This is a genomic window from Streptomyces kronopolitis, from assembly GCF_050953795.1.
In the GTDB taxonomy this organism is placed as follows: domain Bacteria; phylum Actinomycetota; class Actinomycetes; order Streptomycetales; family Streptomycetaceae; genus Streptomyces; species Streptomyces kronopolitis_A.
Window position 1 is genome coordinate 4,332,846 of record NZ_CP191850.1, and the last position, 23,522, is coordinate 4,356,367.

Below are 23,522 nucleotides of genomic sequence, written 5' to 3' on the forward strand. Positions count from 1 at the left end.
TCAACCGGTCCAGTGGCGAGCGTAGAGCGTGCGGGCCTCGTGGAGGTTGGTCACGGTGTTCTCCTCGACGGCGTTCAGGGTCGGGGCGTAGGGGTGGCCGCTGTGTGCCCAGAGGAGGTGCACCAGGGCGTAGGCCGCGAGGAACAGGTAGTGCGGGTGTGTATAGGTCTTGATGCTCGCAGCGCTGCTGTAGAAGGGGGAGAAGGATTCCCCGTGGTACCGCTCGTTCCGGGCGGTGTAGAGGAGCCCGCACAGAAGGATGCGGAGCCGGGCGGGGAGCGACAGGTTGACCTGGGTACCTGCGATGTCGAGGGTTTCTCCCGCCAGGGCGCGACGGAGCAGGGCGGCCCCGCGGCGGGCGGTGTCACCGTCCGCCGCGGCATACTTCTTCTCGACGAGGGCCAGGAAGTCCGTGATCATGCCCGGCAGGGCATCTCCGGGGCCGTAGCCCATTGACAGCCTGGTCAGGGCGCGACCGCTGCTTTCGGCCGGCTCGCGAGTGATGAGCCGCTTGAAGAGATACCCGCAGGTCTGGCTGGGAATTTCGCCGAGCAGCGCTTCCGTGACCGGGTTGGACAGCCTGGGGTCGGCGCTCAAGCGTCCCAACGCGTCCGTGATGTTCGGTCCCTTCTTCGGGGGAGCCGACCACCACGCGTGAGCGCTCTTTTCGAGCACCTTCCACACCGAGTCGAAGGCGATGTCCGGGCGTCGGGGCAAAGCATCGAGGGCCTCCAAAAGAAAGGAGACCTGCGTGTTGTACCAGAGGTCGTCCGAATGAGTCAGCGGGAGCGGGACGAAGAAGCGGGATCCGGCCCGGGCCACTCGCTCCGCGAACTGGTCCTCGATGAGCAGGCGTTGCCGCTCTTCCAAGATCCCGGTTCGGCTCCACGCGGCGATGATGTCGATGCGCTCGCGCCGTTGCTTGGATCGCCTCTGTGAATCCATCGGGCCGTCCCCCTCCACGGCTCCTCTGAGGAAGAGGAGCGTGCTCTGCCGTTGCGTGACGATACCTCAGCTCATCCGACCGCAACTCGGAAACAGCCGAGGTGTGTTGGTGGTGCTCCTGGCCTGCGGAGGGTGTGCGTCCGGCAAGATCACGGCCGGCTTTGGGCCGGGCGGTCGGCTTCCCGTGCCGGCTTGGCCGTCGTGATGCTGCGGATTGGTCCGGGCGGCGGTGTGATGCCCTACCCAGGCTGTTTCGGAATATGAAGTCCTTGGCCTGAGTGTCTCTTTATGCTGGTATTGAAGGTCTGTTTCTCTTTCTTTGTCCGTGCGGTGGCTCGATGAATTCTTGGGTAATTCGCGTGCTGGTTGGTTAATGGCAGGTATTGTTGTGGGGTGTCCGGTTGAGTGGTGTGTGTGGGGAGTGGGTGTGGGCGGCGTGAGTGGATATGGGCCGGGGGATGTGGTGGTGCGGCGGGCTGTGGGGCGGGACGGGCGGGGGCTTACCCGGTTGGTGCGGGGGTCGCGGGCGTATCAGGGGCGGTATGCGGCCATGGTCAAGGGGTATCGGGTGGGGCCGGATTACGTGGAGGCGCACCGGGTTTTTGTGGCGGTGGAGGCGGGGGGACCGGATGAGGATTCTTCCGGAGCGGGGCGGGTTTTGGGGTTTTATGCGTTGGTGGTGGAGGCGGGGGAGCTGGATTTGATGTTTGTGGCGGACCGGGTGCAGGGGTGTGGGATAGGGAGGATGCTGGTCGAGCATATGAAGGGGGAGGCGCGGCGGCTCGGGGTTGAGAGGGTGCGGGTGGTTTCGCATCCGCCGGCCGAGGGGTTTTATCGCAGTGTGGGTGCGCGGCAGGTCGGGGTGGTGCCCGCGAATCCGCCGGTGGTGATGTGGGATCGGCCGGAGTTTGAATTCGTGGTGGGGGAAAGCGAGTAAATCGGTTGGTGTGGGGGACGGGGTCGGTGATCGTGGGGGTATGACGCGATCGTTTGAGGAGCTGGTGGCCGAGGCGGAGGCCGTGTCGGTCGAGGGGTGGGATTTCTCGTGGCTGGACGGGAGGGCCACCGAGGAGCGGCCCTCCTGGGGGTATCAGCGGGGCATGGGGGAGCGGCTGGCGCGGGCGTCGGCCGCTTTGGACGTGCAGACCGGTGGTGGGGAGGTGCTCGCCGGGGCGGAGAAGTTGCCGCCGGTGATGGTGGCGACGGAGTCCTGGCCGCCGAATGTCGCCAAGGCCACCGCGCTGTTGCATCCGCTCGGCGCGGTGGTGGTGGCCGATCCGGACGAGCCGCCGCTGCCGTTCGGTGAAGCGGCGTTCGACCTGGTGACGAGCCGCCATCCGGTGACCGTGTGGTGGGAGGAGATCGCGCGGGTGCTGCGGCCGGGGGGCGTCTACTTCTCCCAACAGGTCGGGCCGGCGAGCGTGTTCGAGCTGGTCGAGTTCTTTTTGGGGCCGCAGCCGGAGCACGTGCGGCGGGCCCGTCACCCCGAGGACGCGCGCCGGGCGGCGGAGGCGGCGGGCCTGGAGGTGGTGGATCTGCGGGTGGAGTCGTTGCGGACCGAGTTCTTCGATGTCGGGGCGGTCGTCTACTTCCTGCGGAAGGTCGTGTGGATGGTGCCCGGGTTCACGGTGGAGCGCTATCGCGACCGGTTGCGGGAGCTGGATGAGTTGATCCGTCGTGAGGGGGCGTTCGTGGCGTGGACGACCCGGTTTCTGATGGAGGCGCGGAAGGCTCCTTCGGTGCAAGCATCCCCTTCGGTGCAAGCATCCCCTTCCGTGTAAGGCATCCCCTTCGGTGTAAGGCATCACTTTCGGTGTGGGGGTGTGGCGCGGGCCGCGGAGGCGAGGGTGGTGTGTGCCTCCTGGGCGGAGAGGCCGGTGGCGCGGGCTGCCTCCGTCAGGCGGGCGCAGAGTTCCTGGCCGAGGCCGGCCTCGTGGGCGCGGCAGGCGGCCCAGAAGAGGCGGGCGTTGCGCTGGCCGTACGGGGAGGCGCGGACGAAGCGTAGGAGGGCCGCGGCCTGCTGGGGCGGGACGCCGGGTGGGGGCTCCCGGTGCGCGGGCGGGGGCGGGTAGGCGAGGAGGCCGAGCAGGGGGCCCGGCAGGGGGGCGGGGCGGCGTGGTGTGTGCGGGGCGTGGGTGTATCGCCCGTGGGTGGTGACCGAGCCGGGGCCGACCAGATAGCCGGCGGTGCCGCGGATGTCGATGCCCGGGGCGAGGCGTCCGGCCGAATTCGGTACGGGTGGGGCCGGGGGGCCGGTGAACCAGAGGTGGCGGCCGCCGCTGGGGGTGAGGACCGTGACGGTCGGCGGGATCGGGACGTCGAGCTCTTCGGCGAGGAAGCGCAGAGCGGTCAGGCCGTCGGCGCCGTTCTTGGTGTCGAGGTCGATGCCGATGAGGTGGTGTGGGGGCCGTCCGCAGGCGATGCCGTAGGCGGTGGACCAGGGCGCGGCGGCGAACATCCGGCGGATGGTGAGCGGGTCGGTGCTCGCGTCATGGACGCCGTGCCCGAGCCGGCCGCACGCGCCGCGGCAGGGCGGGACCTCGGGATGCCCGCGGTGCGGGGAGCGTAGGGCGGGGAGCTTGTTACGGGTCAGCGGGATGACGGGATAGCCGCCGGAGGCGGCGAGGAGCGCCGCGGTGAGCGCGGCGGCGTGCGGATCGGGCGGGGGCTCGGTGCGCGGGGAGTGGGACGGCGGGTCGGGGGGCAGGCCGGTCCGCGGGGCAGGCGGCGGTTCGCCCCGGTGGTCGGTCGGTGTTTCGGTATGGCGTCGGTGCATGGCCATGGAGCTATTTTCGTACGAATGTTCGACGAAGGGAAGGGGGTGTGGAAGGGAGTGGGGCGCGCGCCGGGGGCTTCTGGGGGTGCGGGTGTGGGCGGTGGGCCTGGAGGTGAGCGGTGCGGCGGGGCTTCTGGAGGGCTCGCCGCCGTCGAGGGGTGGGGCGGGCGATCACGGGGGGCGGTGGGGGTTTATTCGGGGGTGCTCATGCTTGCGGGGGAATCGGGGCCCGGTGATGGGTCCGCCGTGGATTCGTGGGCAAGCCTGAGTGCGCGACGTCGAGGAAAGCACCGTGGTGGTCGGCCAACTACCGGGTGAAGCAAGGAAGTTCCATGTATGGGGGGCGGAGGAAGTGGGAGCGGATCGGTGACAGCGGGTCCGGTGGTTCCGGTCCCGTGCGTCGGAGAGAGCCGCAAACGGGCGTAGTCATCGGCACGGTGACGAACGGCGTCACCAGCGCCGTGACGAACGCCGTGAGGAAAGCCGTGACGAACGCCGTCACCAGCACGGTGGCGAATGCCGTCACCGGCACAGGACACCAACGCAGTCGTATGTCAGAGCTGTAGAGCAGACCCCCGCGCAGAAGGGCCGTGCCGGATGCCGGCGCGGTAGATCCAGAAGTCGTGTTCCGTAGGAGGAATAGACATGGCAAGCATCCGTACCGCCCGTGTTCTCGCCGTTGCCGCCGCGCTGCCGCTCGCGGCCGCGCTCTGCACCGGCGTGGCGCAGGCCGACAACGGCGGCTTTGCGACCGGCGGGTCGAGTTCGGCGGCGACGAGCCAGGCGGGGAGCGGTGTCGGCGGCACCAACCTCGGCAATTCGACCACCGGCCAGCAGGTCGCCAACGGGGCCGGGGCCTCCAACCAGAACAACACCGCCAGCGTGAACGGCTCCGGCCCCACGCGCATCGACCAGACCAACGCCACCGTCACGTTCACCAAGCTCTGGTGAGCCGGTGGCGGTCTCCGGGGAGCCGGCGGCGCGTCGCGAGGGGAGCGCGGCGCGGCTGACCGGCGGGTGAGGCGTCAGGGCCGGTACGGAGGGAATGGGGCTGCTCCGGAGTTCGCTGCGCCGGCCTTGACAGTGAGCGGGTTTCTGACGGACAGTCAGAAACCCGCTCGCTTCCTTTGTGCGCCCGGCCCCCGTGTACCGGGCGTACGGCCCTCAGAAGGGGAGGCCGCCGACGTGCACCTCGCCCCCACTGCCCGCCAGGAACAATTGCGCAGCCAACTGCGTTCCTACTTCAGGGAGTTGTTGCCGAACGGGCCGGTCGAGGAGGAGGACGAGCAGCGCGCGGTGCTGCGCCGGATCGGTGCGGACGGCATGCTGGGGCTGGGCTGGCCGACGGCCTACGGAGGGCAGGGCCGCGGGCCCGACGAGCAGTTCGTGTTCTTCGACGAGGCGTATCGCGCGGGCGCGCCGGTCTCGATGGTCACCCTCAACACCGTCGGCCCGACCCTGATGAAGTACGGCACCCCGCAGCAGAGGGACTACTTCCTGCCGCGGATCCTCCGTGGCGAGCTGGTCTTCGCGATCGGCTATACGGAGCCCGGGGCCGGGACCGACCTCGCCGCACTCCGCACCCGCGCGGAAAGGCGGCCGGGTGGAGTGCCTCCCGAAGGCGGGGTCCGTTCCGACGGCGGAGCGGGCGCCGCCCCTGACGCGGCGTGTGCCGAGCCCGGCCCGGGCGCCGCCGAGGACGCGCACTGGCTGATCAACGGCGCCAAGAGCTTCACCAGCAACGCCCACCGGGCCGACTGGATCTGGCTGGCCTGTCGCACCGACCCCGAGGCGCCCAAGCACCGGGGCATCTCCCTCCTCCTCGTGCCCACCGACGCACCCGGCTTCTCCTGGACGCCGATCGAGACGGTCGGCGGGCTGATGACCACCGCCACGTACTACGACGGCATCCGCGTCCCGGCCGGGAATCTCGTCGGCGAGGAGAACGGCGGCTGGCAGCTGATCACCAACCAGCTCAACCATGAACGCGTCGCGCTGGCCGCCCTCGGGATGCAGGCCGAGGACTCCTTCGACGCGGCGCTGGCGTATGCCCGTACGCCGGATCAGGAGACCGGCGAGCGGCCCGCGGACCGGCCCTGGGTACGCTCCCGGCTCGCCGAGGCGCACGCCCGGCTGGCCGCGACCCGGCTGCTGAACTGGCGGCTGGTCGGGGATGTGGGTGCCGGGACGCTCAGCCCCGGAGACGCCGCCGGGGTGAAGTTCGCCGGGACGGAGAGCGCTGTCGAGGTCTACCGGATGTGCCAGGAGGTGGCCGGGGACGCCGCCCTGGTGCGGGCCGGATCTCCGGGCGCCTTCGGGGACGGCGAACTGGAGCGGATGAACCGGGCGGCCCAGATCAACACGTTCGGGGGCGGGGTGAGCGAGGTCCAGCGGGAGATCGTCGCGACGATGCGACTGGGGATGCGGAGGGGGCGGCGATGAGCGAAGTGGCCCAGGAGGAGCCGGCGCCGGCGGCGCGCACCGCCCGGCCCCCGGAGACGCCCCTGCCTCACGCACGGCTCAAGGCCTTCGAGGGGCGTCCGGCCGCGACCGCGGCGGTCGGCAAGGACCCGGTCAACGCGCCGATGATCAGGCACTGGTGTGAGGCGATGGGCGACGCCAACCCGGCCTACCGGGGACCGGACGCCATCGCTCCGCCGACGATGCTGCAGGCCTGGACGATGGGCGGCCTCGCCGGCCACACGGACCGCTCGGGCGCGTTCGACGCGCTTTTCGCGCTGCTGGACGGAGCCGGGTACACCTCGGTCGTCGCCACCGACTGCGAGCAGGAGTATCTGCGGCCGCTGCGGCCGGGCGACGAGATCACCTTCGACGCGGTGATCGAGACCGTGTCGGAGCGCAAGACGACCAAGCTGGGGGCCGGGCACTTCGTCACGACGCGGATGGACGTGCGGGCGGGCGGGGAACTCGCGGGGACGCACCGCTTCCGGATCCTCAAGTACGCCCCGCACGCCCGGCAGACCCCGCCCGCCCTGCAGGACAAGCACGCCCAGGACAAGCACGCCCAGGACAAGCACGCTCAGGACGCGCACGCCCAGGAGGACCGGAAACCGGAGCCGCCCGCCCCGCCCGCCTCACCCGCCGCGCCAGCTCCGGCCGCCCCGCGCCGCCCCCGCCCGGTCATCAACCGCGACAACGCCGGATTCTGGGCGGGCGTCGCCGCGCACCGGCTGCTGATCCAGCGGTGCACGGGGTGCCGGACGCTGCGTTTCCCCTGGCTGCCGGGGTGCTCGCGGTGCGGGTCGCCGGAGTGGGACACCGTCGAGGCGAGCGGTGCGGGCACGGTCTTCTCCTACGTCGTGCTGCACCACCCGCCCTTCCCCGCCTTCGACCCGCCCTACGCGGTCGGACTGATCGAACTCGCGGAAGGGGTACGGATGGTCAGCAACATCGTCGGCGTCCCGCACGACCGGGTGCGCATCGGCATGCCCGTCCGGCTCGCCTTCGAGCGGGTGGACGAGGAGTTCGAGCTGCCGGTCTTCCGGGCGACGGCGGGGGGTGAGGGGTGACATGGACTTCACGCCCACACCGGAGCAGACGGCGGCCCGTGAGCTGGCCGCGGAGATCTTCGGCGACCTGTCCACCCCCGAGCGCCTCGCCGACCGCGGCGCGGAGACGGACACCGCCCTCTGGAAGGAGCTGTGCTCGGCCGGGCTGCCGGGCGCGGTGGCGGAGACCGGGCTGCTCGGGCTGGTCCTGATGCTGGAGGAGCAGGGCCGGACGACGGCGCAGGTGCCGTTCGCCGCGAGCTGTGTCTACGGGCTGCTGGCGATCGGTGCGCACGGCGACGCGGACCAGCGGGCACGGCTGCTGCCGGCGCTCGGGGACGGCACGGCGGTCGCCACCGGGGCGTTCCCGGCCCGGCCGGGCGGCGTACGGGCCTGGCCGGACGCGCCCCGCAGGCCGGAAGGAACCGCGGGAATGCCAACAACCGCGAGGCCGGAAGGACCTGCGGGAGCGCGAGTAACCGCGAGGCCGGAAGGAACCGCCGGAACGACAGCGACCGCGAGGCCGGAAGGACCCGCGAGGCCGGACGGTCCCCGGCCGGCGGACGAGCCCCGCAGGACGGACGGCAGGGCGCGGCTGACCGGCTGCGTCCCCGTGGTTCCGTGGCTGCGCGAGGCCACCCATGTGCTGGTACCGGACGGGGTGACGCAGACACTGTGGCTGCTGCGCACCGACGCCCCCGGGGTACGACGGGACCCGGTCGAGACCACCGCCCCCTGGTCGGCGGGCCGGCTCACGCTCGACGACGCCCCCGCCGAACGGCTGGGTCCGGACGCCTCCGCGCCCCGGCGGTCCGCCCTCCACCCGTACGCCGATGTCCTGGCCACCGCCCGTACCGCCTTCGCGGGTCTGCAGGCCGGGGTCTGTGCCGGGGCGCTGGCCCGTGCGGTGTCCCACACCCTGACGCGGGAGCAGTTCGGCCGGCCGCTCTGCACCCACCAGGGCGTTCAGCTGCGCGCCGCCGACGCCCACATGGACACCGAGGCCATCCGGCTGACCGCCTACGAGGCGGCCTGGCGCCGGGACGCGGGTCTGGACGCCGGGGAGCAGGCGCTGACCGCCGCCTGGTGGGCCGCCGAGGCGGGCACCCGTGTCGTACACACCGGCCAGCATCTGCACGGCGGCATCGGCGCCGATCTGGAACACCCCGTCCACCGGCACTTTCTGTGGGGCCGCCAACTGGCCGCCTACCTGGGCTCGGGCGCCGAAGTGCTGGAGGAACTGGGCCGGTTGCTCACCACACGGGACCCGCGGGGAGCACAGGCGGCACAGGCGGCTCAGGCCGCAGAGGCCGTACCGAACGCGCGGGATCCGCACCCCCGGCACGAGGAGGCCGCCTCATGAAAGCCGGTGACGAGCTTCCGGAACTCACCGTCCCGATCACCCGCACCCTGATCGTGGCCGGCGCACTCGCCTCCCGTGACTACCAGGACGTGCACCACGACACCGAGGCGGCCGCGGAGAAGGGCTCCCCGGACATCTTCATGAACATCCTGACCACCAACGGGCTGGTCGGCCGCTACCTCACCGACCACTTCGGGCCACGCTGCGTGCTGCGCAAGGTCGCCATCCGGCTGGGCGCACCCAACTACCCCGGGGACACCATGGTGTTGCGCGGCACCGTCACCGAGGTGGCGGACGGCACGGCCGTGGTGCGGGTGGTCGGGGCGAACGGCCTCGGCCACCACGTCACCGGCACCGTGACGGTGAGCCTCCCGGAGGGCACGGAATGAGCATCCACCGCCGCGACTCCCTGGGCGGCCGGGCCGCGATCGCCGGTATCGGGGCCACCGAGTTCTCCAAGGACTCCGGCCGCAGCGAACTGAAGCTCGCCGTGGAGGCGGTCCGGGCCGCCCTCGACGACGCCGGGCTGACACCCGGGGACGTCGACGGCATGGTCACCTTCACCATGGACACCAACCCCGAGATCACCGTCGCGCAGGCGGCCGGCATCGGCGAACTGTCCTTCTTCTCCCGCGTCCACTACGGGGGCGGCGCGGCCTGCGCCACCGTCCAGCAGGCGGCCCTGGCGGTCGCCACCGGGCTCGCCGAAGTCGTCGTCTGCTACCGGGCGTTCAACGAGCGCTCCGGCCGCCGCTTCGGCTCCGGCGTCCAGCAGCGGGAACCCTCCGCGGAGGGCGCGGCGCTCGGCTGGAACCTCCCCTTCGGCCTGCTCACCCCCGCCTCCTGGGTCGCCATGGCCGCACAGCGCTACCTCCACACCTACGGGCTGACGCCGGACGCCTTCGGCCATGTCGCGGTCACCGGCCGCCGCCACGCCGCCACCAACCCGGCCGCCTACTTCCACGGGAGGCCGATCACCCTCGCCGACCACGCCGCCTCCCGCTGGATCGTGGAGCCGCTGCGGCTGCTGGACTGCTGCCAGGAGACGGACGGCGCCCAGGCGATCGTGGTGACCTCGCCCGAGCGGGCCCGTACGCTGCCGCACCCGCCGGCGCTGATCACGGCCGCCGCGCAGGGCGCGGGCCGCGCCCAGGAGCAGATGACCAGCTTCTACCGCGACGCGCTGACCGGCCTCCCGGAGACGCGGGTGGTCGCCCGCCAGCTCTGGCGCACCTCCGGGCTCTCCCCGGCCGACATCGACCTGGCGATCCTCTACGACCACTTCACCCCCTTCGTGCTCATGCAGCTGGAGGAGTTCGGCTTCTGCGCCCCCGGTGAGGCCGCCGACTTCGTCGCCGCGGACGCCCTGCCCCTCAACACCCACGGTGGCCAGCTCGGCGAGGCCTATCTGCACGGCATGAACGGCATCGCCGAGGCCGTCCGCCAGCTGCGCGGCACCTCCGTCAACCAGTCCGCCGCCCCCGCGCACGTCCTGGTCACGGCGGGGACCGGGGTGCCCACCTCCGGGCTGGTCCTCGGCGCGGACGGCTCCTGATCACCGTCCCGGGCACGGAGCCGACGCCTTACGCGAAGCGCGGGACGGTAGCGGCGGGCGTCGCGGGTCGGGGTCCCCTTGGGGGAGGGCGCCCCGCCCCGTCCCCCCAAAGGAGGTGCGGCGGGGGCCACCCGTACAACTTGAGGCGGATGGCGCTTCGGCACCTGGGGCCGATCCCCAGGCCCCACCCTCGCTTCTAGCGTGGTTCACATGACCACGCCAGTGTGCAGAAGCGCCTCAACCGCCGCTGTCTTCCCGACGTTCTCGTCCTATGTACGGGCCCGGGGGCCGGTCCTGCTGCGCGCTGCGCGGTCGATGTCCGGCAACCCGAACGACGCCGAGGATCTCCTCCAGACCGCGCTCACCAAGACCTTCGTGGCCTGGGAGCGCATCGAGGACCACCGCGCACTGGACGGCTACGTCCGCCGCGCGCTGATCAACACCCGCACCTCCCAGTGGCGCAAGCGCAAGGTGGAGGAGTTCGCCGTCGACGAGCTGCCGGAGCCGGACCCGCTGCCGGCACCCGACCCGGCCGAGCTCCAGGGCCTGCGCGATGCGATGTGGCGCGCCGTGCTGCGACTGCCGCCCCGCCAGCGGGCCATGGTCGTACTCAGGTATTACGAGGACCTCAGCGAGGCCCAGACCGCCGAGGTCATGGAGGTCTCGATCGGCACGGTCAAGAGCGCCGTCTCCCGCGCCCTGGCCAAGCTCCGGGAGGACCCGGAACTGGGGATGATCGCCTGACCACCCGCGACCGCGAGCCTCAGCCCTCGTCGGCGGCGTACGCCAGGAAGTCGGACCACGTGCCCGGCTGGACGCGCAGCTGCGGTCCGTGGGGGTTCTTGGAGTCGCGGATGCGGATGGTGTCGGGGGCGGTGGCGACCTCGATGCAGTCGTCACGCTCGTTGCTGTCGCTGTAGCTGCTCTTGAACCACGCCAGATCAGAATCGTTTCCCGTAGAGGGCTTGAGGGTCATGTCTCTCCCAGCGCATTTTCGATGAAGGCCAGTGACTCCCGGGGCGTGAGAGCCTGGGCACGGATGATGCCATAGCGCAGCTCAAGGATCCGGATCTCTTTCGGGTCGCTGATCGGCCCGTTGGTGGCTTGGCCTTCGTCGCGCCCCACCGCTGAGCCGTCCCCGAACTTCAGGATCTGGATCCGACCACCCATCCCGGCGTGGTCGTCACGGTCGGTCGGCATCACCTGGATTTCGACGTTCCGTAACTTCCCTACCTCCAACAGGCGTTCGAGCTGCCGACGCAGAACCATTCTCCCCCCGACCGGGCGGCAGAGCGTCACCTCTTCTTGGACGAATGTGAGCGATGGTGCCGGTGAGCGCTCGAAAATCGCCTCTCGGGCGACGCGGGCGGCTACCAGTCGCTCCACCTGGTCGTGCGAGTAAGCGGGCCGTCGCATCTCGAACAGCGCCGTCGTGTACTCCTTCGTCTGCAACAGCCCATGCAAGTTGTGGTTGCTGTAGGCGCCGAGTTCGACGGCCTCTGCCTCCAGCTTGGCCAGATCGCGGACCTTTTTCGGGTACCTGGCCTGTTCCAGGTCGGTCTTCATCGCGGCGATCTTGCCCCCCGCATCCAGCACCTCGTCCGCCTTGTCGAGGAACTCCGGGCGGGGGATCCGCGCGCCCCGCTCGATCTTGTAGATCAAGTTCTCGCCGTAGCCCATGATCGCTGCGAACTCCGCAGGTCGCATGCCCTTTGCCTGCCGCCAGAGTTTCAATTGGCGGCCGACCGCTTCGACGACGGCCCTCGACTCGTCTTCCGGATCGAGATCCCAGCCCGCCTCGTCCGCTCCGTCAACATTCATCCGCTCCCACCTCCTGGACAGCGGGGACACTCCTGGACAAGACCAGGACGGTCACCGTGAGTACCGGCCGAATCACTTTTCAGCGTAAGCACGGGCGACCACGCTGAGTGATATGAATCAGGAAATCCCCGCGTACAAGCTCCAGTTCAGGGTCCAGCTGTCCGCCACCCGCCGGGGCGCCCGCCTCGCGCGGCTGCTGGCCACGGAGGAACTCCGGGCATGGGGCCTGCCGTTCGAGGCACCGGCTCAGGTCATCGCCGAGTTGGCCGCGAACGCCGCCACGCACGGGTGCGTACCGGGGCGGGACTTCCGGCTCGCCGTGCTGTCCGACGCGGACACGCTCCGTATTGAGGTGACGGACGCGCAAGGGGACCGGCTCCCGGCCCGGCAGGCGGCGCACGTGGGGGAGTCGGGGCACGGGCTGGTGCTCGTCGAGGCGCTCGCGGACCGCTGGGGGGTGTGCCGGGGGCCGTTCCCCTGCAAGACGGTCTGGGCGGAATTCGACCTTCCGATGTGGGGGCGGTGAGGCGGCCGGCCGCTCGTGCACCGGATCCCGGAAAGCCGGACGCCGGTACGCGGGGCGCCGGGGCCCCGGGCCGTAAAAGACTTCATTACCGCAGGTGAGAAACCATCCCAGCCATCCCAACCGGCCCTGGGGCCAAGGTCGTCACCCACCTGGGTGATCCCGCACCGGAAGATTCGCCTCCGCGGACTGTTTCGAGGCAGTCTCGGCACCAGCACCCCGGAACCTTGCGGACCCCGCAAGCCCGTACACACACGACGGCCCCCGGCCGGGACTGGCATCCCGATCGAGGGCCTGACCACCGAGGAAGAAACACCTTCCAGATGGCTGAGAAGCAGTTTAATGCGCCTGCGCCCGCCCGGTCCGCGATTCGGCGAAGCCCTGGCCGCGGCGTGCAGAAGGTCACCGAGTACCAGCGCCCCGGCTACACGATCATCGGCAACCACCTGACCCAGCACCGCGCGCTGTCGGGCCTGGCGATCGGGCTGGCCGCCCACATCCAGTCGCTGCCCGACGGCGCGCCGGTCGACATCCGTACGCTCGCCAGGCGCTTCCCCGAGGGGCGGGACCGGATCGCCGCCGCCTTACGGGAGTTGGAGACGCACGGCTACCTCGAACGGGTCCGGCGGCGCACCGAGGGAGGGCAGCTCGTCACGGTCACGCTCTCGTACAACAACCCGGAGGCCACCCGCGCCCGCCGCGCACGGGGCGAGGCCGAGGAGGACAAGCGGCGCCGGGCGACCGCCCCGCCGCCCCGCCGCCCCACCGGCCCGCCCCCGCACCGATTCCCCCGCCGGCCCCGGAGCCTGCCTGCGCACCGGCGGCACCGGTCGTATCGGCGGCGCCGGCCGCCCCGGCCGTACGAGCAGCCCCGACCGCGCCACAGCCACCACAGCAACCGTCACCACAGCCGCCACCACCCCGCGCCCGGCTCCCCCGCCCCCGCACCCCCGCGCACGGCACCCCGGCCGGTGACCTCTTGGCCGGGCTGCGCCGTGACGATCCCCGGCTGTTGCTCTCCGCCCGGGACGTCGACCGCCTCGCACCGGCTGCCGCCGTCTGGCTGGCACGCGGGGCGTCCCCGGACGCCGTACGCAACGCCCTGGTCAGCGACCTGCCGACGGCTCTCCACCACCCGGCCGCCCTGCTCGCCCACCGGCTGAGCGAACGGCTGCCCCCACCCCTCCCGGCCGTCGCCGCCCGCTCCGCTCCGGCGCCGGACCGCCCGGACCCGCTCCAGACCTGCGACGGGTGCGAGCGCGCCTTCCGCGCCCCCGGTCCGGGGCGGTGCCGCGACTGCCGAAGACACGGGTGACGCGCCGCACGAGGGCCTGCGGTCAGGAACAGCGGCCAGGAACGCACCGCTCACGTCCCCCGGTTCACCATCATCCTGCCCACCGCCTGTTCCAGCTCCGCGATGCGGTCGGCGAGGCGGGCCTTGTCGTCGCCCTTGGCGTCGCGCAGGAGGAGTTCGACTTCGGCGAGCTGGCCGGCGATCTCCGCGAGGCGGGAGGCGTCGCCGGCCCCGGACTGCGGTGGCTCGTCGGGCTTCCCGGGCTGCGGCTCGCCGGGCTTCCCGGGCTGTACGGACGGGCCGGGCGGCGGGGGCCCGGGGGCGCCCGGGTCCGGCGGGAGGTCGGGGTGCGGTGCCGCCGCCGGCTGGTCGGCCTTTCCGGATGCGGGCGGGGCCGGGTGGTCCTGCGCCGCCGGTGTCGAGGTCGTGACCCCGGGGGCGGGCGTGCCCATCGGTGCCGTCATGGGCGGCGGGGGTGGCGCCCCCTCGCCCGCGGGGTTCTCGTCCGAGGTCAGCAGGCGCCGCAACTGCTCGGCCTGGGAAGCGAGTTGGCGGTTCTTGCGGAAGAGGTCGAGGAAGACGTTCACCTTGGTGCGCAGCAGCCAGGGGTCGAACGGCTTGATCAGGAAATCGGCGGCGCCGACCGTGTAGCCGCGGTAGGCGTAGTTGGGGTCGATGGAGGCGCCGGTCAGGAGAATGATCGGGACGTCCTTCGTCTGGTCCAGGCCCTTGATGTTGGCGGCGGTCTCGAAGCCGTTCATGCCCGGCATCAGCACATCGATGAGGACGACCGCGAATTCCTCGCGGAGCATGGCCTTCAGGGCCTCCTCGCCGGAGCGGGCGCGCACCACCTTCTGGGTGAGGGAGCCCAGTACGGCTTCCAGCGCGACGAGGTTCTCCTCCATGTCGTCGACGATGAGGATGCTGGGTGCGGTGTCCGGAGCGGTCGTCATGGGTGCTCCCCCGTCGTTCCGTCGGTGTCCTGGCCGGTGTCCCCGTCCGGATCACGGCCCGCGTCGGGGCCGGTACCCGCCCCCGCGTCGAGGCCGGCGCCGGTGCTCGTGTCGCCGTCGGCCCCGGGGCGCGGCGGCGGATCGCAGTCCTCCGGGTCCAGGAGGCGGCAGATCACGGACAGCAGCCGGTCCACGTCCACCGGCTTGGGGATGTAGTCGTTGGCCCCGCCCTCGATGGCCTTCTCGCGGTCGCCCGGCATGGCCTTCGCGGTGAGCGCGATGACCGGGAGGTCCGCGAACCGGGGGGCCTGGCGGATGGCCGCGATCATCTCGTAGCCGTCCATCTCCGGCATCATGATGTCCATCAGCACCAGCGAGACATCCGGTGTCCGGTCCAGGACCTCCAGCCCCTCGCGGCCGTTCTCGGCGTACTTCACGCTGATGCCGACCCGGCCGAGGACGTGCGTGAGGGCGAAGACGTTGCGGATGTCGTCGTCGACGATGAGGATGCGGCGGTCGGCCAGCACCTCGCCGGGGCGGCCGCTGAGCCAGTCCTTGAGGCGGGTGGTCTCCGGCCAGGTCACGGCGTCGCCCTCGGAGTCGGCGGCGGGGGCCGGCGCCGGGGCCGCCGGTTCCTGGTCCTCCTGGCCGCGGAAGAGGTCGCCGCGCGGGGCGCCCTCCAGCTCCGCGGGCGCGGACGTGCGCTGCTCGCCCAGCGCGGGCCGGGCGGCCGCCGGGGTGACGCCGGCCGGGGCCGGGCCCTCCGCGGTGACGGGCCCGGCCGTGGAGCCCGTGGCGGGGGAGGGGCCGGTGTAGCGCGCGGGCACGTACAGGGTGAAGGTCGAACCGGCGCCCGGCTCGCTCTCGGCGATGATCCGGCCGCCCAGCAGCGCGGCCATGTCACGGCTGATGGACAGGCCGAGACCGGTGCCGCCGTATTTGCGGTTGGTGGTGCCGTCGGACTGCTGGAACGCCTCGAAGATCGCGTCGAGTTTCTCCGGCGAGATACCGATGCCGGTGTCCTTGACGGAGAGCGCGATGACGTTGTCGGCGGTGCGCAGCGACTCCTCCTCGAAGTCCGTGCCCGGCACCCGCTGGACGAGGAGTTCCACGCTGCCGGAGGAGGTGAACTTCACGGCGTTGGACAGCAGGTTGCGCAGGATCTGCTGGAGGCGCTGTTCGTCGGAGAACAGCTCCTTGGGGACGTTTTCGGCGACCTTGACGTCGAAGGTCAGTCCGCGGTCGACGGTGAGCGGTTTGAAGGTGGCCCGCACGTAGTCGAGGAGCTTGATCAGCGGCAGGGTCTTGGGGTGGACGTCCATCCGGCCGGCCTCGATCTTCGACAGATCGAGGATGTCGTTGATGAGCTGGAGCAGATCGGCGCCCGCGCGGTGGATGGTGACGGCGAACTCCACCTCCTGCGCGGACAGCCGGCCCTCGGGGTTGTCGGCCAGCAGCCGGGAGAGCACCAGCAGGGAGTTCAGCGGGGTGCGCAGCTCGTGCGACATGTTCGCCAGGAACTCCGACTTGTACTGCGAGGAGGTGGCCAGCAGCGCCGCCTTCTCCTCCAACTCGGCGTTCGTGAGCTGGAGTTCGTCGGAGCGCTGACGCAGCTCGGCGGTCAGCCGCTGGGACTCCGAGAGCAGCGACTCCGTCCGGGCGTTGGCGATGATGGTGTTGATCGAGACGCCGATGGTGTTCACGAACTGGTCGATGAAGGCGAGGTGGACCTCGCTGAACCGGCTGAACGACGCCAGCTCGATGACGCCGAGCACCTGGTCCTCGAAGAGGATCGGGAGGATGACGATGCTGGCGGGGGCGGCGGCGCCGAGTCCGGAGCTGATGGTGATGTAGTCGGGCGGCACGGCCTCGACGACGATGCGCTTCTTCTCCATGGCGGACTGGGTGATCAGGCCCCAGCCGGGGGTGCCCAGCCGCAGCCGCGGCAGCGAGCGGCGGCCCTCGGGCTGGCCGGTGCCGTAGCCGGCGATCAGCTCCAGCCCCTCGCCGGGCTCGGCGCCCGCCTCGGCCAGGAAGAACGCGCCGAACTGCGCGTTCACCAGCGGGGTCAGCTCGCGCAGGATCAGGTCGGCGACCTCGACCAGGTCGCGGTGGCCCTGCATCAGGCTGGCGATACGGGCCAGGTTGGACTCCAGCCAGTCCTTGGCGCGGGTGGTCTCGCGGAGGTTGGCGACCATCAGGTTGACGTTGTTCTTCAGGGCGGCGACCTCGCCCTGGGCGTCCACGGTGATCGAGCCGGACATGTCGCCCTGGGTGACGGCGCTGGCCACCTCGGCGATCGCCCGGACCTGTGTCGTCAGGTTCAGCGCCAGCTCGTTGACGCTGGTGGTCAGCCGCTTCCAGGTGCCGTACACGCCCTCGACCCGGGCCTGTCCGCCCAACTGGCCCTCGCTGCCGACCTCACGGGCCACGCGGGTCACCTCGGACGAGAACGAGGACAGGGTGTCGACCATGGTGTTGATCGTCGTCTTGAGTTCGAGGATCTCGCCGCGGGCGTCGACGTCGATCTTCTTCGACAGGTCGCCCTTGGCGACGGCGGTGGCGACCTGGGCGATGTTGCGGACCTGGGAGGTCAGGTTGTCGGCCATGAAGTTGACGTTGTTGGTGAGGTTCTCCCAGACGCCCGAGACGCCGTGCACCTGCGCGCGGCCGCCGAGCCGTCCCTCGGTGCCGACCTCGCGGGCCACCCGGGTGACCTCGTCGGCGAACGCCCGCAGCTGCTGGACCATCGTGTTGACGGTGTCCTTCAGCTCCAGGATCTCGCCGCGGGCGTCGACGTCGATCTTCTTCGACAGGTCGCCGTTGGCCACCGAGGTGGTCACCTGGGCGATGTTGCGGACCTGGGAGGTCAGATTGAGCGCCATGAAGTTGACGTTGTCGGTGAGGTCCTTCCAGACCCCGGAGACGCCCCTGACCTGCGCCTGACCGCCGAGGTTTCCCTCGGTGCCGACCTCGCGGGCCACCCGGGTGACCTCGTCGGCGAAGGCGGAGAGCTGGTCGACCATGGTGTTGATCGTCGTCTTGAGTTCGAGGATCTCGCCCTTGGCCTCGACGGTGATCGTCTTGCCGAGGTCGCCCTCCGCGACGGCGGTGGCGACCTGGGCGATGTTGCGGACCTGGGAGGTCAGGTTGTCGGCCATGAAGTTGACGCTCTCGGTGAGGTCACGCCAGACCCCGGAAACGCCTCTGACCTGCGCGCGGCCGCCGAGCTGTCCCTCGGTGCCGACCTCGCGGGCCACCCGGGTGACCTCGTCGGCGAAGGCGGAGAGCTGGTCGACCATGGTGTTGATCGTCGACTTCAGTTCGAGGATCTCGCCCCGGGCGTCCACGGTGATCTTCTGACTCAGGTCGCCGGTGGCCACCGCCGTCGTCACCTGTGCGATGTTGCGGACCTGCCAGGTCAGGTTGGACGCCATGAAGTTGACGTTGTCGGTGAGGTCCTTCCAGACCCCGGAGACGCCCCTGACCTGCGCGCGGCCGCCGAGCTGTCCCTCGGTGCCGACCTCGCGGGCCACCCGGGTGACCTCGTCGGCGAACGCCCGCAGCTGGTCGACCATCTTGTTGACGGTCAGCTTCAGTTCCAGCAGTTCGCCGGTGGCCTCCACCGTCACCTGCTGGGTCAGATCGCCGGTGGCCACCGCCGTCGTGACCACCGCGATGTCGCGCACCTGCGCCGTCAGCCGGGACGCCATGGTGTTGACCGCCTCGGTCACGTGCAGCCAGTCGCCGGAGAGCCCCTGGACCTTGGCCCGGCCGCCGAGGCGCCCCTCGGTGCCCACCTCGCGGGCGACCCGGGTGACCTCGCCGGTGAACAGCGACAGCTGGTCGACCATGCGGTTCACGCCGCTGCCCAGCCGGCGCAGATCGCCGCGGAGCTGGCGGTTGCCGTCGTGCAGATCGACGCGCTGGGTCAGATCGCCGTCGGCCACCGCGTCCAGCACCCGGGTGGCCTTGGCGAGCGGGACCACCAGCGCCTCCAGCACGGTGTTCGCCGCGTCGATGTTCGTCGTCCAGGCCCCCTGGCCGGGGCTCGCGGAGATCCGCTCGTCCAGCCGACCCTGCCGGATGACCTCGCCCCGTACGCGCTGCAGCTCGGAGGAGAGATGGGCGTTACGGGCGATGATCTGGTTCAGGACGCCGATCATGTCGGCCAGCACGCCGTCCGGGGAGCCGCCGTCGGGCGGGCTGGGAACACGGGTGGTGAAGTCCCCGTCGCGCAGCGCGTTCATCGCCGCGAGCAGCGGCCGCAGTTCGCTGGTGCGTACCCACTGCCCGTCGTCGGGGGGCTCCGCGGGCCGCGTGCTCCCGGGTGTCGCCGGGGACCGGGGGGTCTCGGAGTCCGCGGTGGCCGGCGCGCTCCCGTCGGCCACCGCGGGCCGGGCGGGCGCAGGGGTGTCCGCGGCTTGCGGAGCAGCCTCGCGCCGGGTCGGGTCGAGCGCCATGTCACACCATCCCGCCGATGATCGGTAGAGAGAGGGTTCCGTCGGGCAGAGTGATCAATTTGGGCAGGTATGACATAGTATAAAGCGCCCGTAGATGTATTTTCCCGGCACCTCCAGGGGGTGCAGTGACCTCGCTGTCCTCCCCGCCCACGACGGAAACCGTCTCCCGGAAAGGCCTGCCCGCGAACCAGCTCGCGGCGGCCGGAGCGCGCAAGTTCGTGCGGGCGCTGCTCTCCGAACGGGCGGCCGCGCCACCCGCCACCACGGCCGGGCGCGGAGCGGCGGCGATCAGCCAGGAACTGATCCACGACGCGGTGCTCCTGACCAGCGAGCTGGTCACCAACGCCGTGATGTACGCCGGGACCGACATCGACGTGACCTGCCGCCTGGAGTACGGCCGGCCCTCCGGCGAAGAAGGCGGCGAGCGGCCGGGACGGGCCACCGTGGGCGTGGTCATGGAGGTCTCCGACCGCCACCCCTCGCGGGGCGTACGCGGCGGGGTGGACGCCCGCAGCGGGGAGCCGGGGTACGGGCTCCAGCTGGTGAGCGCGCTGGCGGAGTCCTGGGGCGTGACCTACCACAAGGCCGTCAAGACCGTCTGGTTCCGCCTGGAGGCCACCGAGGGCGAGCCCGGCACGGCCGGGAGCCCCTCCCCGCGGCTCGAACGCCCCGCCGCCGAGCCGTCCGCGCCGCCGCTGGCGCACCCCGCGCGGGAGCCGGCCCACCGGCCCGGACTCGCCGCCGAATGGGCCGACCGCGGCGGCCCGTCCTTCCTCGCCGAGACCAGCGAGCTGCTGGCCGGACAGCTCGACCAGGACATGGTCACCGCGCTCGCCGCCCAGCTCCTGGTGCCCCGGCTCGCCGACTGGTGCGCGATCTGGCTGACCACCGAGGGCGGCGGCATGGAGCTGTCCCGCGTCTGGCACGTCGACGAGCGGCGGATCACCCCGCTCCGCGACGACCTGGAGCGCAGCGATCCGCCGACCGAGGCCATCCGCACCGCCGGTATCCCCTGGCCCTGGCCGGAAAGCGCCGGCGCGGCCCCCACCGGCGGCTCGGCGCTCGCCTTCCCCCTCGTCGCCCGGGACGCCGAACAGGGCGTGCTGCTGCTCGGCCGGGCCGGACACCTACAGATGACCGACACCGTGGTGCGGATGGTCGAGGACGTGGCGCGCCGGGTCGCACAGGCCGTGTACACCGCCCGCCAGTACACCCGGCAGACCACGATCAGCCTGGCGCTCCAGCGCCGCCAGCTGCCCGCCTCGCTCGCCAGCATCGTCGGCGTCGACACCGCGATCGTCTACGAGCCGCACGGCGAGGGCCAGACCGTCGGCGGCGACTTCTACGACGTCTTCCCGATGGGCGACCGCCGCTGGTGCTTCCTGCTCGGCGACGTCCAGGGCAAGGACCCGGAGGCGATGTCCGTCACCGGACTGGCCCGCCACCTGGTGCGGCTGCTGGCCCGGGAGGGGCACGGCGTCGAGTCGGTCCTGAGCCGGCTGAACCTGGCCATGGCGGAGGAGAGCGCCGAGGCGGTGGAGCAGGGCGGCGAGCAGGCCTCCTCCCGCTTTCTGAGCCTGCTCTACGGCGAGCTGGAGGTCGAGCCGGGCGTGCCCGGCGCCCGCTGCACGGTCGCCACGGCCGGCCACCCGCCACCGCTGCACATGTTCGTCGACGGCACCGTCGAGGCGGCCTCCGAGCCGCAGATGCTGCTGGGCATCGACGAGGGCACCGAATTCCAGGCCAGCTCCTTCACCCTCGCACCGGGCGAGACCCTGCTGTGCGTCACCGACGGGGTCACCGAACGCCGCAGCGGCAACTGGCAGTTGGACGACAACGACGGTCTGATGGAAGTGCTGCGAGACGGCATGGGGCTGGGCGCCAAGGCCCTCGCCGAGCACGTCCGGCGCGCCGCCCACGACTTCGGCACCGGCCCGGTCGAGGACGACCTGTCGGTGCTGGTCCTCCAGGCGGTGACCCCGGCGGCCGACCGGCGCCCGTGAGGCCGGCCGGCGCCCGCCCGCCCCGGCCGTACGGCGGGGGCGGTGGGCGGTGCCGCGGTATCAGCGCCGGCCGTCGGCCTTGAGGACCACCGGCCGGCCGCCGCCAGCGAGCACCCCGCCGCCGCTCCCGGCGACCGGGTCGAACCGCCCGGCGAACAGCGGACGGACGACGGCGGGACCGTCGCCGCCCGGACGCGCGGCCGGGGCGGTGTGCGGGGCCGCCTGCGCGGTGCCGCAGGCGAGCGCACCGATTCCGCCCAGGGCGGCAAGGACGAGACAACGGCCGAGGTGGGGGCGCATGGGACGCTCCTGTCGGAAGAGGACGAAGGACCGGGGTTCCGGTGGGCGCCAGCGTGCTGCGCGGCGCCGAGGCGGCACAAGCAACGTGCCGTACGGGCCCTCCCTGCGGGTGAAAGGGGCGGCCCGGCAGCCCGGCGGGTTGACCCGGTCCGGGCCCGCGCGGGCGAGGACGGCGGCGCGGGCCCGTCGGGTGGCCGTATCCGGTCAGGAGCGGGCAAGAACACACCCCGGAGGGCGTGACATACCGCCTGGTATGCGATGACAATCGCAGCACCACTAACCGCCCGTAACAAAGCGGAGGCACCCGGTGCTCAGCACGATGCAGGACGTACCGCTCACGGTCTCGCGAATCCTGGCCCACGGATCGACGGTTCACGGCCAGTCGCAGGTCATCACCTGGACCGAGGGGGACCCGCAGCGCCGCACCTTCGCCGAGATCGGCCGCCGCGCCGCCCGGCTGGCCCACGCGCTCGGCGAGGAGCTGTCCGTGGCCGACGAGGAACGCGTCGGCACCCTCATGTGGAACAACGCCGAGCACCTGGAGGCCTACCTCGCGATCCCCTCCATGGGGGCGGTGCTGCACACCCTCAACCTGCGGCTGCCCGCCGAGCAGTTGGTGTGGATCATCAACCACGCCCAGGACCGGGTCGTGCTGGTCAACGGCAGCCTCCTCTCGCTGCTCGCCCCGCTGCTCGGCCAGGTGCCGCACGTCGAGCACGTCGTGGTCGTCGGCCCCGGCGACCGCTCCGTACTGGACGGCGCCCCGGTCCGCGTGCACGACTACGAGGAGCTGCTCGCCGGCCGCCCGGACAGCTATGACTGGCCCGAGATCGACGAGCGGGAGGCCGCGGCGCTCTGCTACACCTCGGGCACCACCGGCGACCCCAAGGGCGTGCTCTACAGCCACCGTTCGCTCTACCTGCACTCGATGCAGGTCAACACCGCCGAGGCGTTCGCCCTCACCTCACGCGACATCACCCTGCCGGTGGTGCCGATGTTCCACGTCAACGCCTGGGGCCTGCCGCACGCCGCGTTCATGGCCGGCGCCTGGCTGCTGATGCCGGACCGCTTCCTGCAGCCCGCGCCGCTCGCCGAGATGATCGCGACCGAACGGCCCACCATCGGCGCCGCCGTCCCCACCATCTGGCAGGGGCTGCTCGCCGAACTCGACGCCACGAAGCGGGACGTGGCCTGTCTGCGGACGGTCGTCATCGGCGGCTCGGCCTGCCCGCCCGCCCTGATGCGCGGCTTCGAGGAGCGCCACGGCATCCGCGTCGTCCACGCCTGGGGCATGACCGAGACCTCCCCGCTGGGCAGCGTCGCCCATCCGCCGGCCGGCGTCAGCGGCGACGAGGAGTGGGACTACCGCGCCACCCAGGGCCGCTTCCCCGCCTCCGTGGAGGCCCGGCTGATCGGCCCGGACGGCGAACGGCTCCCCGCGGACGGCCGGGCCGCCGGTGAACTGGAGGTCCGCGGGCCCTGGATCGCCGGTGCCTACTACGGCGGCGCGCAGGGCGAACCGCTGCGCCCCGAGGACAAGTTCAGCCCCGACGGCTGGCTGCGCACCGGCGACGTCGGCACCATCACCCCCAACGGCTTCCTGACGCTGACCGACCGCGCCAAGGACGTCATCAAGTCCGGCGGCGAGTGGATCTCCTCGGTCGAGCTGGAGAACCACCTGATGGCCCACCCGCACGTCGCGGAGGCCGCGGTGGTCGCCGTACCGGACGACAAGTGGGGTGAGCGGCCGCTGGCGACGGTGGTCCTCAACCACGGTGTGAGCATCGGCTACGAGGAGCTGAAGGCGTTCCTCGGCGAGCGGGTCGCGCGCTGGCAGCTGCCGGAGCGCTGGGCGGTGATCCCGGCGGTGCCCAAGACGAGCGTGGGCAAGTTCGACAAGAAGGTGCTGCGCAAGCAGTACGCGGACGGGCAGCTGGACGTCACGCTGCTGGCGTGAGCCGGCGGCCGTGAGCGGTGCTCCGGGCCCGGGCGTCCACGGCGTGGGCGTCCGGCCGGT

20 protein-coding genes are annotated in these 23,522 nt (G+C 71.7%); 13 read left to right on the plus strand and 7 right to left on the minus strand.

From position 1 onward, the window contains the following. Window positions 1-945 (minus strand): hypothetical protein, encoded by a 945-nt coding sequence (locus ACQP17_RS19095; RefSeq protein ID WP_433857359.1) that lies wholly within the window; start codon window positions 943-945, stop codon window positions 1-3. A 373-nt stretch (window positions 946-1,318) separates the two neighbouring features. Here ACQP17_RS19095 and ACQP17_RS19100 point away from each other — a divergent pair, with 373 nt between their 5' ends. Continuing rightward, a complete protein-coding gene (locus tag ACQP17_RS19100) occupies window positions 1,319-1,882 on the plus strand; it encodes a GNAT family N-acetyltransferase (RefSeq protein WP_433857360.1) in 564 nt (187 codons plus the stop codon). Between the two features lie 40 nt (window positions 1,883-1,922). Further along, window positions 1,923-2,726: a class I SAM-dependent methyltransferase gene (locus ACQP17_RS19105; RefSeq protein WP_433857361.1), complete on the plus strand. Its 804-nt coding sequence runs from the start codon at window positions 1,923-1,925 to the stop codon at window positions 2,724-2,726. Window positions 2,727-2,749: 23 nt separating this feature from the next. Here ACQP17_RS19105 and ACQP17_RS19110 read toward each other — a convergent pair whose 3' ends face one another. After that, a complete protein-coding gene (locus tag ACQP17_RS19110; RefSeq protein WP_433857362.1) occupies window positions 2,750-3,727 on the minus strand; it encodes a bifunctional DNA primase/polymerase in 978 nt (325 codons plus the stop codon). Window positions 3,728-4,366: 639 nt separating this feature from the next. On the opposite strand from ACQP17_RS19110, the gene ACQP17_RS19115 reads away from it, so the two are divergent. From ACQP17_RS19115 to ACQP17_RS19145, 7 genes are all read left to right on the plus strand, one after another. Beyond that, complete coding sequence (locus tag ACQP17_RS19115; RefSeq protein WP_364873284.1) at window positions 4,367-4,672, plus strand: hypothetical protein; 306 nt, start codon at window positions 4,367-4,369, stop codon at window positions 4,670-4,672. 234 nt (window positions 4,673-4,906) lie between these two features. Next, entirely contained in the window at window positions 4,907-6,163 is a 1,257-nt protein-coding gene (locus ACQP17_RS19120) for an acyl-CoA dehydrogenase family protein (RefSeq protein ID WP_433857363.1), read from the plus strand. Beyond that, complete coding sequence (locus ACQP17_RS19125; RefSeq protein WP_433857364.1) at window positions 6,160-7,251, plus strand: bifunctional MaoC family dehydratase N-terminal/OB-fold nucleic acid binding domain-containing protein; 1,092 nt, start codon at window positions 6,160-6,162, stop codon at window positions 7,249-7,251. The genes ACQP17_RS19120 and ACQP17_RS19125 overlap by 4 nt, the downstream gene beginning before the upstream one ends. A gap of 1 nt (window position 7,252) precedes the next feature. Further along, window positions 7,253-8,593 carry an acyl-CoA dehydrogenase family protein gene (locus ACQP17_RS19130; RefSeq protein WP_433857365.1) on the plus strand — a complete coding sequence of 447 codons (1,341 nt, stop codon included), beginning with the start codon at window positions 7,253-7,255 and terminating at the stop codon, window positions 8,591-8,593. Further along, on the plus strand, window positions 8,590-8,982 hold the full coding sequence (locus ACQP17_RS19135) for a MaoC family dehydratase (RefSeq protein WP_189096846.1): 393 nt from the start codon (window positions 8,590-8,592) through the stop codon (window positions 8,980-8,982). Before ACQP17_RS19130 ends, ACQP17_RS19135 begins: the two co-directional genes overlap by 4 nt. Beyond that, a complete protein-coding gene (locus ACQP17_RS19140; protein ID WP_433857366.1) occupies window positions 8,979-10,148 on the plus strand; it encodes a lipid-transfer protein in 1,170 nt (389 codons plus the stop codon). The genes ACQP17_RS19135 and ACQP17_RS19140 overlap by 4 nt, the downstream gene beginning before the upstream one ends. Window positions 10,149-10,358: 210 nt before the next feature. Continuing rightward, window positions 10,359-10,892: a SigE family RNA polymerase sigma factor gene (locus ACQP17_RS19145; RefSeq protein ID WP_433857367.1), complete on the plus strand. Its 534-nt coding sequence runs from the start codon at window positions 10,359-10,361 to the stop codon at window positions 10,890-10,892. Window positions 10,893-10,911: 19 nt separating this feature from the next. On the opposite strand, the gene ACQP17_RS19150 is transcribed toward ACQP17_RS19145, so the two are convergent. Beyond that, on the minus strand, window positions 10,912-11,124 hold the full coding sequence (locus ACQP17_RS19150; RefSeq protein WP_433857368.1) for a DUF397 domain-containing protein: 213 nt from the start codon (window positions 11,122-11,124) through the stop codon (window positions 10,912-10,914). Further along, entirely contained in the window at window positions 11,121-11,969 is an 849-nt protein-coding gene (locus ACQP17_RS19155) for a helix-turn-helix domain-containing protein (RefSeq protein WP_433857369.1), read from the minus strand. The genes ACQP17_RS19150 and ACQP17_RS19155 overlap by 4 nt, the downstream gene beginning before the upstream one ends. Window positions 11,970-12,081: 112 nt before the next feature. Here ACQP17_RS19155 and ACQP17_RS19160 point away from each other — a divergent pair, with 112 nt between their 5' ends. Both ACQP17_RS19160 and ACQP17_RS19165 read left to right on the plus strand, forming a co-directional pair. Continuing rightward, window positions 12,082-12,495: an ATP-binding protein gene (locus ACQP17_RS19160; protein ID WP_433857370.1), complete on the plus strand. Its 414-nt coding sequence runs from the start codon at window positions 12,082-12,084 to the stop codon at window positions 12,493-12,495. Window positions 12,496-12,884: 389 nt separating this feature from the next. Next, complete coding sequence (locus ACQP17_RS19165; RefSeq protein WP_433857371.1) at window positions 12,885-13,655, plus strand: hypothetical protein; 771 nt, start codon at window positions 12,885-12,887, stop codon at window positions 13,653-13,655. A 202-nt stretch (window positions 13,656-13,857) separates the two neighbouring features. On the opposite strand, the gene ACQP17_RS19170 is transcribed toward ACQP17_RS19165, so the two are convergent. Together ACQP17_RS19170 and ACQP17_RS19175 are read right to left on the minus strand one after the other, a co-directional pair. Then, entirely contained in the window at window positions 13,858-14,739 is an 882-nt protein-coding gene (locus ACQP17_RS19170) for a response regulator (RefSeq protein WP_433857372.1), read from the minus strand. Next, a complete protein-coding gene (locus ACQP17_RS19175; protein ID WP_433859944.1) occupies window positions 14,736-18,989 on the minus strand; it encodes a HAMP domain-containing protein in 4,254 nt (1,417 codons plus the stop codon). Before ACQP17_RS19175 ends, ACQP17_RS19170 begins: the two co-directional genes overlap by 4 nt. Window positions 18,990-19,327: 338 nt before the next feature. Between ACQP17_RS19175 and ACQP17_RS19180 the strand changes: the two genes are divergently transcribed. Then, window positions 19,328-21,205, plus strand: a complete 1,878-nt coding sequence (locus tag ACQP17_RS19180; protein WP_433857373.1) for a SpoIIE family protein phosphatase — start codon at window positions 19,328-19,330, stop codon at window positions 21,203-21,205. Window positions 21,206-21,265: 60 nt separating this feature from the next. Here ACQP17_RS19180 and ACQP17_RS19185 read toward each other — a convergent pair whose 3' ends face one another. Next, window positions 21,266-21,505: a hypothetical protein gene (locus ACQP17_RS19185; RefSeq protein ID WP_433857374.1), complete on the minus strand. Its 240-nt coding sequence runs from the start codon at window positions 21,503-21,505 to the stop codon at window positions 21,266-21,268. A gap of 307 nt (window positions 21,506-21,812) precedes the next feature. Here ACQP17_RS19185 and ACQP17_RS19190 point away from each other — a divergent pair, with 307 nt between their 5' ends. Further along, window positions 21,813-23,462, plus strand: a complete 1,650-nt coding sequence (locus ACQP17_RS19190; protein ID WP_433857375.1) for a long-chain fatty acid--CoA ligase — start codon at window positions 21,813-21,815, stop codon at window positions 23,460-23,462. Window positions 23,463-23,522: the final 60 nt, after the last annotated feature.